Below are 8,096 nucleotides of genomic sequence, written 5' to 3'. Positions count from 1 at the left end.
ATAATGAACCATATTCAGATTATGCATACGATATTTCTTTGCGAGAAATCCTATAGATAAGCCGGATAATACTAATAAACGAGGTTAATACATGAGCGAAAAAAGTTTTACGGATTATAATTTAAGTGATGAAATCACAAGAGCACTGGCCATTTTAAAATATGACACTCCTACCGAGGTTCAAACCGAAGTCATTCCCTTAGCGTTGAAGAATCAAGATCTTGTCGTAAAATCACAAACAGGCAGCGGTAAAACTGCATCCTTTGCCATACCTATTTGTGACATGATTGAGTGGGAAGAAAGAAAGCCCCAAGTATTAATTCTTACCCCAACAAGAGAACTTGCCGTTCAAGTTCGAGAAGATGTAACTAATATCGGCAGGTTTAAACGAATTAAGGCGATGGCCGTTTATGGAAAAGAACCATTTTCGAAGCAAAAAGAAGAATTGCAGCAAAAAACGCATGTTGTCGTTGGGACACCAGGACGTGTCATGGACCATATCGACAGAGAAACCCTCGTTCTAGACGAAATAAAGTACCTTATTATTGATGAAGCAGATGAAATGCTTAATATGGGGTTTATCGACGAAGTTGAAGCGATTATAAAAGAGCTCCCGTCAGACAGAATCACGATGGTATTTTCGGCTACCTTACCACAGGATGTTGAAAACCTCTGCCATAGATATATGAACAATCCTGTTAATATCGAGATCGCTTCTACCGGGGTCACGACCGATACGATTGAGCATTTGTTAATTGAGGTGAAAGAAGAAGACAAGCTTTCCCTGCTAAAAGATGTTACAGTTGTTGAAAATCCAGACAGCTGCCTTATTTTTTGCCGCACAAAAGAACATGTTGATACGGTGTATAGTGAATTAGAAGGCTCAAATTATTCCTGTGAACGACTCCACGGTGGTTTAGAACAACAAGATCGTTTTGCCGTAATGGATGGCTTCAAAATGGGAAATTTCCGCTATCTCGTCGCAACGGATGTTGCGGCACGTGGAATTGATATTGATAATGTCACCCTCGTCATCAATTATGACGTCCCTATGGAAAAGGAAAGCTATGTCCACCGAACAGGCCGAACAGGTCGTGCCGGCAATAAAGGAAAAGCGATTACGCTTGCAACACCTTATGAAGGAAAATTCGTTCGAGCGATTGAACGATATATTGACTTTGAAATACCTAAGATAGAAGCACCGAAGCCTGAGGAAGTTGCCAAAGGAAAAGAGGCTTTCGAGGAAAAAATAAGCGGCCGACGCGTCGTGAGAAATAATAAAACGGCCCGGATTAACCAAGGCATCACAAAACTCCATTTCAGTGGTGGAAAAAAGAAAAAGATGCGCGCGGTAGATTTTGTTGGGACCATTGCGAAAATTCCTGGAGTCACAGCGGAGGATATTGGGATTATCACCATCCAGGATCAAATGACCTATGTTGATATTCTTAATGGGAAGGGCTCACTCGTCTTACAGGCGATGGAGAATGCCACCATTAAAGGGAAGAAACTGAAGGTTAGTAAGGCGCTTAAATAAGGAAAGTATTAAATCGAACGATTATCCAGCATAATCGTTCTTTTCTTTTGTTTACTCACAGAAAATTCCTTCTATTCTGATAAATATTGTAATATTAAGATATTAACAAGAAAAGCGGAGGATTTTTCTATGAAAAAACGAAAGTGTGCACTACAAATTATTGGCGGTATCGTTCTTGTTTTTCTAATTGCAACCGTTTTCGACACTTTGACAGTCAAAACACAGCAACCCACCCCTAAGCCAACAAAATTGGTAATTAACGAGTAGGAAGCTGTTCAGCATCTATCCAAAGCCATCACCTTCAAAACAGTATCTTACCAGGACCGCAGTAAGTTTGATTTTAAGGAATTTGATAAGTTTATTGAAGATACGATTGAAGATGATGATATTAAGGTGAATATAACAGGCAATGAGGCATCCAAGGTTTCATCGATTGAGGGATGGCAATTTCAGTCGATTCAACAAGCAGCAAGGAATGTTTACGGGAATGCCGTCATTGCTCCTTACTTAATGTTTGCCGGCTCTGATGCGAGGCAGTATGATCGTATTTCGAAAAATACGTATCGGTTCTTACCGGTACAGATTACTTCAGAGGACCTCAATCGAATGCATGGCACGAATGAACATGTCAGTGTCGACAACTATCTCAACGCGAATAAGTTTTATACAGAAGTCATTTTGGAGTCTAATAAATAGAAGGCTTTCGTCGCTTTTTCAAACTTTTTATATTAGCTTTAAATTTGGTAAAAATATTGAAACTCATTTATAACAATGCATGCTTCAAGCCTTTTTAATCAAACGTTTGATTAGTTTTTCATTCAAACGATTGCCCATGAAGAAAACCTTATACCTCCAGGCTTGAAGACCATTTAATCAAACGTTTGATTAGTTTTTTCTTGAATCCTTATTTCAGTGTTACATGTTCGTTTCGTAGTGGGTTTATTTAGATCCCTTTAAGCCATTTTCATATGCCTCTTTAATACTATTCCACTGGAGATCATCGGTCGTTCCTACTTGGTAATATGCATCACGAAGTGTACTTCCAACCGCTACTGAAAACATATCACTAGCATTGATGGACTCAATACCTGCTTGAGCATCTTCGATTCCAATCGACCGCTTAGGGTTTGCCCCTAATCCCTTACAAGCTGTGAGGAAAATTTCTGGATCTGGCTTGGATTTTTTAATTTTTGCTGCATCGGCAATATAATCAAAAGCTCCTTCTAACTCTAATGCTTTTAAGACCGTACCCGCATTTTTCGAAACAGATGCCAATCCAACTGGAATTCCTTCTGCCTTTATTTTGGATATTAATTCTAAGATTCCAGGCAGAACATCGTTTGGTGTTAATTGTTTTAATAAGTCACAATAATGAAGGTTTTTCTTATACGCCATTTCTTCCTTTTCTGCGATTGTGAAGTCATTTTGTCGGTTTCCTTCTTTTAATATTAATTCAAGAGAATCCATACGACTAACACCCTTTAAGCGTTCATTAAAAACCTCATCTATGATAATGTCTAACTCCTCAGCAAGTTGTTTCCACGCTAGATAATGAAAATGAGCAGTGTCGGTTATGACCCCATCAAGGTCAAATACGACTGCCTCTATAGCTGGATTTATCATACTCTATTCCCTCCTTTTTGAATTAGCGCCGCAATATTTCGAGACGTTGTCTTAATATTCGTGTAGGCGCCCTCCATAATTTGTTCTATTGGAAGTAAGGCAGGAATCGTTGGAAAAATAGCATCAAATCCATGTTCATAAAGTGCTTCACTGCCGGCACCCACACTTCCGCAAATCGCAATAACCTTGGCATGTGGCGGAGCACAGGATGCAACGCCCATTGGTGCTTTGCCATATAAGGTTTGCCCGTCTATTTTCCCTTCCCCAACGATTACGATGTCAGCATCCTGACAAGTTTCCTTTACCTTCAATTGTTCGAGTATAAGTTCAATGCCTTTTTTAATAGTAGCGTTAGCAAATAGGATGAGCCCCGCACCCATGCCGCCACCTGCACCACTGCCTGGCAGCGTGGTGACGTCCTTCTCTAAATGACCGCAAGCCATTTGATAAAATTCACCCATTGCTTGATCTACTTCACATAATATAGATTCAGGCAGACCTTTTTGAGGTCCATACACATAGGTCGCACCATTTTGACCTGTTAGTGGATTATCGACGTCTGCAGCAATGGTTATTATTACATGATCTAATCGTTTATCTCGATTTATATCAGACATTGAATGGACTTTAAACAAATCTTTACCAACACCGTCGACTAATTCCCCATTCCGATCGAAAAATTGGTAACCTAGCGCTGAAGCCATTCCCAAACCGCCATCGTTAGTCCCACTTCCCCCAACTCCAATAATCAATTCATCAGCCCCGCGGTTGATGGCATGTAAAATTAATTCCCCTACACCATAAGAAGTTGTTTGTAATGGATTTCGTCGATTTAATGGAACAAGATGCAACCCACACGCTTCTGCCATTTCAATAAAGGCTTTTTTTCCATCATTGGAAAAAGCGATCTTTGCCACAACAGGATCATATAAAGGTCCTGTTACAGTGACGGTTTCCAGTTTGCCGCCCGTTGCGGATGACAAAGCTTGAACTGTTCCTTCCCCACCATCCGCAATTGGCAATAAATGATACTCTGCTTCAGGGAAAAATTCCATGAACCCAGCTTGTATGGCCTCAGCTACTTGGTCTGCAGCTAGACTTTCTTTAAATGAATCTGGTGCAATAACAATTTTCATTGTTTTCTCCTCGATTTATAAAGTCACTTCAATTCGATCAGTCAAAAGGAATTCAGTTCCGTTAATTTCTAGTAAAAGATCAGGTCCTAAACACTTGGACGCTACGACGTTCTCATGTGTCATCAAGATTTCTATCTGGCAACCGTGAATAGTCAACCTAAACTTAAGTTCAGACCAATTTCCTGGTAACTTAGGATCCAGTCTCAAACGATTATTTTTTAAGGAAATATTAGCAAAGCCAAACATAGTTGTCAGCCAGATCGCCCCTAGCGATGCAGCGTGAAGCCCTTCGTCTGAAGAGTGTGGGTTGGGACCCAAATCGATTAAGCATGCCTCTTGAAAAAAGCGATAAGCAGAATTACTATCATTACATCTCGCAGCAACAATCGCATGAATGGCTTTACTTAGCGATGAATCGTGGATCGTATGCTCTTCATAATAGCTTAAGTTTTTCAAAACGACATCGGCTTCAAATAGTTCCGGGAACAAGTACATCAACATGACAACATCAGCTTGCTTTAAAATTTGCATTTCATTGACTTCTGCCCGTGAATAATCCAATAATATGCCTTGGCTGCCTTGATTTTCTTTATAGCGGGATAGGTCAATCTCCGGCTTATTCAAGAAAGTATCATCCTGCGGAATAATTAGCTGTTCATTTGGCTTTGGTAAATACAATTGTGTTAAAAAAGCTCGTCCCTGCTTCTGGAGCACCTCATCAACTTCACCATATTGCTCCATAAAATAAAGGGCTTGGTCTACATTGTAATACGCCATATAGTTTGTATAGGCATTATTATCAATGTGCTCGGTATACTCATCAGGCCCGATGACATCTTTAATGGACAGTTGTCCATTCTCATCTACAGCTCGGCTGATCCAAAACCGTGCCGTATCTTTAAGAAGCGCTAGCCCTTCTTTTTTCATAAATTCTTCATCAAGGGTCGTTTGATAATATTGAACCACAGCATAAGCAATGTCCGCGACAATGTGATGCTCGGCTAATGCGGATGCGACTTTCTGCCGCTTCCCTGTTCTAATATTAATAGCGGCAAATTCAGGTGTTTCTTCTTCCCCACTAAACGCGCTTTCCCAGGGGAACAATGCTCCCTCATAGCCATTTCGTGCAGCCTTTTCTTTTGCTTGCTGCAAATGTAAATATCGATAGATTAGTAGTTTCTTAGCCGTTTCCGGTTCTGTATATAGATGAAACGGTTTAATAAAGATCTCCGTATCCCAAAAAACATGTCCTTTGTAACCTTCTCCAGTCAGCCCCTTTGCTCCAACACTGAAGCGTTCATCATGGGCAGGTGTCATTATCTCAAGATGATAGAGGGCAAAATCCATTGCTGTTTGATCAAATTGATCAGTAGAAGAAATTTGGATACGTTTTTGCTGCCAAAACTCCTGCCAATTAAGCGCTGACATCTCCAATAAGGCATCATATCCGTAGGCAGAAATCACTTGTAATTCATTGATACTCGCAGCTTCGGGATCTATACCAGCTTCACCTTGATCAAGTGAGGTGAAAACAGTACCAAGTTTTTCAAAAACAAATGGATGATTAACATTTAGTTTATCCTTAATGATAGTTTGAAGCTGGCGATTCTTCGCTACAAATGCAATTTCACTCTCTGCCGGGCATTTACAACTTGTTGCAAGTGCAATCGTATGCCCCGATTCCGTAGTTTTATATACTCCTTGCATTACTTCTTCATCAAAAACTCGAACCTTTTCTTCAATTAAATGCTGTTTCCCAAAATTGGTTTGCTGGGCATTAATTCCGGTGACAATTTTTATGCTGGCCGTGTTATCTAGGCTCGTGACGGTCACTTTTGAAGCTAATACATGCAGGTTATTTTTCGCGACAAACCGTTGGAAAACAAAGCTAAATCGGGCCCCGCCTCTGTTTTCCCACAATAACTCACGTCTTAATTCCCCTGTTACAAGATTTAAGTAGCGTTCATATGAAAGAATCTTCCCATTTAACATAGAGAAAATCTCGTGATCAATCTCGATTCTTATACCTGCTAAATCAGGTAAATTCACTAAATCTGATGGTTCATTTTCAGAGGCTTTATTATAAATACCAGCAACATACATACCGCGTATTTGTTCAAAATAATCTTCATCAAACGCAGCACGTAAGCCTAGGTAACCATTACCTAATGTCATTAAACTAGCAAATTTATTAATAGAATGTAAATCAAATTTATGATCGTATATTACTTGTTCGTTTTTCATAGGGATACACTTTCACCTTTTTCAGCAGATTGATATAGAGCTTCTATTAGTTGTTGGATAATGTATCCTTGATTTCCATCCGCAATCATGACATCTTTTCCTAAACACTTATCGATAAAAGCAGACAAGCTTTTGTGATGGCGGTCTGAATCTGCCTCTTCTCTTGATAGTAGTGAGACAAGTTCTCCGTTCTCATCTGTATAGATTTGGGCAGGAAAAAGGTTTGCTCCTGCTTGGTCCCCGGAAAACTCAACATTCATGACAGATGTCTCTTTGATATTTAAGGCAAAGGAAGTTTCTATTTGTAATAGACGGCCGCCTTCTAATTCTATAAATCCAAACAGGGAATCCTCAACTTTAAATTTTGCTGGATCCCATTCACCCAATGATCCTTGGGATTTCTTAGTGCCGATCTTTTGATACATTTTCGCCGTAACCTTCTCGATTTTTGGAAAACCAAGGACATATAAAGCGGCGTCCAACATATGTGCACCTAAATCAATAAGAGGGCCTCCACCTTGGATCTCTTTATCTGTAAAATTCCCCCATCCTGGTATTCCACAGCGTCTTAATGCTTTAGCCTTAGAAACATAGATGTCACCAAGGACACCATTTTCAACACTTTCACGTACCATCCTCACATCATCAGCAAACCGGTGGTGAAAATTATAGGCTAAAATGCAGTTGTTTTTTTCTGCAGCTATTTGCATACTCTTTGCATCAGCAGCAGAAATTGCAGGAGGCTTTTCACACAGTACATCGCAACCAAATTCCAAGGCCCGCATCACATTTTCATAATGAAACTTATTTGGCGTACAAACACTAACTATATCTGGTTTTTCCATTGCAAACATTTCAGCGGCATCTGTGTAAAAGTGAGGAATGCCATTCCTTTCAGCAAATCCCCTTGCCCGTTCAGAGTTTGGACTAACCACTGCAACTATTTCTAATTCTTCACGTGCTTGATAGTTAGGAACATGTACCTTTTCTGCTACTTGTCCTCCGCCGATAATCGCAACTTTCTTTTTAACCACGATATAACCCCTCTCAAATTAATGATTCTTGAAGGTGATGTAAGGCTTTAATATACTCAGCTCCCGGATCGTTTCCTCTGACACGACATTCTATTGTTAAATATCCGTTATAGCCGTCTTCCCTTAACTGATTAAAGTGCTTTTTGAAATCAAGCGAGCCGCTTCCTGGTTGATAACGGTGATTATCGGCCAGGTGAATGTGACCAACTAAATCACGATTCTGGTGCAAGGCTTCAGAAATATCATCTTCTTCAATATTCATATGATAAAAATCAGCAATGATTTTAACGTTCTTTAAGCTATTTTCTTCTATATATCTTCTAGCATCTGCGAGAGTGTTTATCATATGATCCTGATAACGGTTTAACGGTTCTAAGAAAATAGTCGTTCCTGTTTCTTCAGCAATTCCATCCAAGTAACTAAGGGACTCACTTACTGCCTTTTGGTCCCCTGCTAGGCTCCGTGGTGAGGCCATTGGTGGCAAGCGGAAGGTAAACATGCCCCATGCGGCAGGGACTACAA

At 40.1% G+C, this 8,096-nt stretch carries 8 protein-coding genes; 3 read left to right on the top strand and 5 right to left on the bottom strand.

All coding sequences use genetic code 11. The features are described 5' to 3' along the window. Positions 1-91 precede the first annotated feature (91 nt). The 3 genes from V7659_RS08215 to V7659_RS08205 all read left to right on the top strand — a co-directional run bounded on the left by V7659_RS08215 (position 92) and on the right by V7659_RS08205 (position 2,233). Complete coding sequence (locus V7659_RS08215) at positions 92-1,537, top strand: DEAD/DEAH box helicase (RefSeq protein WP_335539327.1); 1,446 nt, start codon at positions 92-94, stop codon at positions 1,535-1,537. Between the two features lie 129 nt (positions 1,538-1,666). Then, complete coding sequence (locus V7659_RS08210; RefSeq protein WP_335539325.1) at positions 1,667-1,804, top strand: hypothetical protein; 138 nt, start codon at positions 1,667-1,669, stop codon at positions 1,802-1,804. 126 nt (positions 1,805-1,930) lie between these two features. Further along, the gene (locus V7659_RS08205; RefSeq protein WP_335539323.1) at positions 1,931-2,233 is read left to right on the top strand and encodes a M20/M25/M40 family metallo-hydrolase; all 303 of its coding nucleotides are present in this window, start codon (positions 1,931-1,933) and stop codon (positions 2,231-2,233) included. 243 nt (positions 2,234-2,476) lie between these two features. On the opposite strand, the gene pgmB is transcribed toward V7659_RS08205, so the two are convergent. The 5 genes from pgmB to V7659_RS08180 all read right to left on the bottom strand — a co-directional run. Beyond that, complete coding sequence (pgmB, locus tag V7659_RS08200; RefSeq protein WP_420491257.1) at positions 2,477-3,160, bottom strand: beta-phosphoglucomutase; 684 nt, start codon at positions 3,158-3,160, stop codon at positions 2,477-2,479. Next, positions 3,157-4,296: a glycerate kinase gene (locus V7659_RS08195; RefSeq protein WP_335539321.1), complete on the bottom strand. Its 1,140-nt coding sequence runs from the start codon at positions 4,294-4,296 to the stop codon at positions 3,157-3,159. The genes pgmB and V7659_RS08195 overlap by 4 nt, the downstream gene beginning before the upstream one ends. 15 nt (positions 4,297-4,311) lie before the next feature. Further along, positions 4,312-6,540 (bottom strand): glycoside hydrolase family 65 protein, encoded by a 2,229-nt coding sequence (locus tag V7659_RS08190; RefSeq protein WP_335539319.1) that lies wholly within the window; start codon positions 6,538-6,540, stop codon positions 4,312-4,314. Continuing rightward, positions 6,537-7,574, bottom strand: coding sequence for a Gfo/Idh/MocA family protein (locus V7659_RS08185; RefSeq protein ID WP_335539317.1), 1,038 nt, complete (start codon positions 7,572-7,574; stop codon positions 6,537-6,539). The genes V7659_RS08190 and V7659_RS08185 overlap by 4 nt, the downstream gene beginning before the upstream one ends. Positions 7,575-7,587: 13 nt before the next feature. Further along, a partial coding sequence (locus V7659_RS08180; protein WP_335539315.1) for a sugar phosphate isomerase/epimerase occupies positions 7,588-8,096 on the bottom strand: 509 nt, incomplete at its 5' end.

The sequence above is a fragment of the Neobacillus drentensis genome, from assembly GCF_036966985.1.
Taxonomy (GTDB): domain Bacteria; phylum Bacillota; class Bacilli; order Bacillales; family Cytobacillaceae; genus Neobacillus; species Neobacillus drentensis_E.
Note: the sequence above shows the minus strand (reverse complement) of the source record. Positions and strands in the feature narration are given on the sequence as shown.

Coding starts and splice junctions, on each gene's coding strand:
- V7659_RS08195 (WP_335539321.1), bottom strand. CDS start 4,296: ATGAAAATTGTTATTGCACCAGATTCATTTAAAGAAAGTCTAGCTGCA.
- pgmB (WP_420491257.1), bottom strand. CDS start 3,160: ATGATAAATCCAGCTATAGAGGCAGTCGTATTTGACCTTGATGGGGTC.
- V7659_RS08215 (WP_335539327.1), top strand. CDS start 92: ATGAGCGAAAAAAGTTTTACGGATTATAATTTAAGTGATGAAATCACA.
- V7659_RS08210 (WP_335539325.1), top strand. CDS start 1,667: ATGAAAAAACGAAAGTGTGCACTACAAATTATTGGCGGTATCGTTCTT.
- V7659_RS08190 (WP_335539319.1), bottom strand. CDS start 6,540: ATGAAAAACGAACAAGTAATATACGATCATAAATTTGATTTACATTCT.